The sequence below is a fragment of the Ornithinibacter sp. genome (assembly GCF_035443565.1).
Taxonomy (GTDB): Bacteria; Actinomycetota; Actinomycetes; order Actinomycetales; family Dermatophilaceae; genus Fodinibacter.
Window position 1 is genome coordinate 1 of record NZ_DAORSO010000325.1, and the last position, 1,609, is coordinate 1,609.

The 1,609-nt window shown below is 70.9% G+C and carries 1 protein-coding gene; it reads right to left on the minus strand.

Going from position 1 to position 1,609, the window contains the following annotated elements; translation table 11 throughout:
- Nucleotides 1–263: 263 nt before the first annotated feature.
- A partial coding sequence (locus tag PLL68_RS14915; protein ID WP_324535438.1) for a DUF3516 domain-containing protein occupies nucleotides 264–1,609 on the minus strand: 1,346 nt, incomplete at its 5' end.

A 1,609-nucleotide genomic window follows, 5' to 3' on the forward strand; every position in this document is an offset into this window, starting at 1 on the left:
CCGAGCACCGGTCGGCCCAGGCGGCTGCGCGCCAGGGCAGGCTGGGCATCTGGGGCCCGGCCTGCGCGACCGGGTCCGGCACTACCTGAAACTCCTCGGCACCCCTTGAAACCCCTCGGCACCCCCTGAAACTTCTCCGCCATCCCAGTGACGTCGGGGTTGTTTGGCTCTGGCGGAGATATATCTCCGCCCGGGCGGATCTTCTCCGTCATCCCTGTGATGGCGGAGAAGTTTTGCCTTCAGATCGTGCGGTTTCGGCGTGCTCAGGTGGGGCCCAGGCCGGTGACGGTCAGCACGAGTTCGCCTGCCTCGTCGGTGGCCGCCACGTCGAGCTCGGCAGTGATCCGCCAGTCGTGGTCGCCCTCGGGGTCGTCGAGGATCTGCTCCACCACCCACACCTCGGCATCCGAGTCGTCGATCCGCAGCAGGGCCGGCCCCCGAGCCTGCGGGCCGGTGCCGAAGTCGTCGTAGTCGTCGAGGTAGGCCTCGTGCGCAGCCGACCACGCGGCATCCGAGAGCTTGCCGCCGAGGGCCGCCAGAGCGGCGTACCGACGAAGCGACAACAGCTCGACCCGGCGGAACATGCTCTGCCGCACCATGACTCGCAGCGCCCGAGGGTTGGCCGACAGGGCCCGGCCCTCGGTGGGGGTGCGCACCTCGGTGAGCGGGTCATCGCCGGGGTTGGCCAGGGCCTCCCACTCGTCGAGCAGGCTGGAGTCGGTGTGCCGCACGACCTCGCCGAGCCACTCGACGATGTCGTCGAGCTCCTCGGTGCGCGCTGACGTCGGCACGGTCGAGCGCAGCGCCCGGTACGCGTCGGTGAGGTAGCGCAGCACGACCCCTTCAGCGCGGAACAGCTTGTGGTGGGCGACGAACTCGCCGAAGGTCATGGCCCGCTCGTACATCTCGCGCACGACCGACTTCGGCGACAGGTCGCGCGGGTCGACCCACGGGTGCCGCTGCCGGTAGACGCGCAGCGCCCCCTCGAGCTCCTCGGCGAGCGGGCGCGGCCAGGTGACGTCGTCGAGGGCGTCCATCCGCTCCTCGTACTCCATGCCCTCGGCCTTCATCGCGCCGACCGCCTCGCCGCGGGCCTCGAACCGCTGCGCCATGAGGACCGGGCGCGGGTCGTCGAGCGTGGCCTCGATGACGCTCACGACGTCGAGGGCGTAGCCGGGGGCCTCGGGGTCGAACATCTCGAGGGTGGCCAGGGCGAACGCCGACAAGGGCTGGTTGAGCGCGAAGCCGTCGTGCAGGTCGAGCGCGACCTGGAAGGGCCCTTCGTCGTAGCGCCGTCCCTCGCCGCGGATGAACTGCTCGACTTTTCCTGCCGGTTGCCGCTCCTCGGCAGCCTCCTGCGGCGTCTCGTCAGCCTGGGCCACAAGGGCAGAAGGGGCAGGGGCGAGGTGGCCAGCCGCGGCGAGCAGCTCGCCGATCGGGCCGAGGTCACCCTCGTCAGCGACCACATCGGGAAGCAGACGTGGGAGCGGCTGTGGCGCAACGGCATCCGACGTCGTTGCCTCGACCTCGGCGGGGAGCCAGTCCTCGAGGGAGGAGCCGTCGTCGGGCTCGACCACCCCGGCGCGCAGGAGCGAGGTCAGCACCTGCA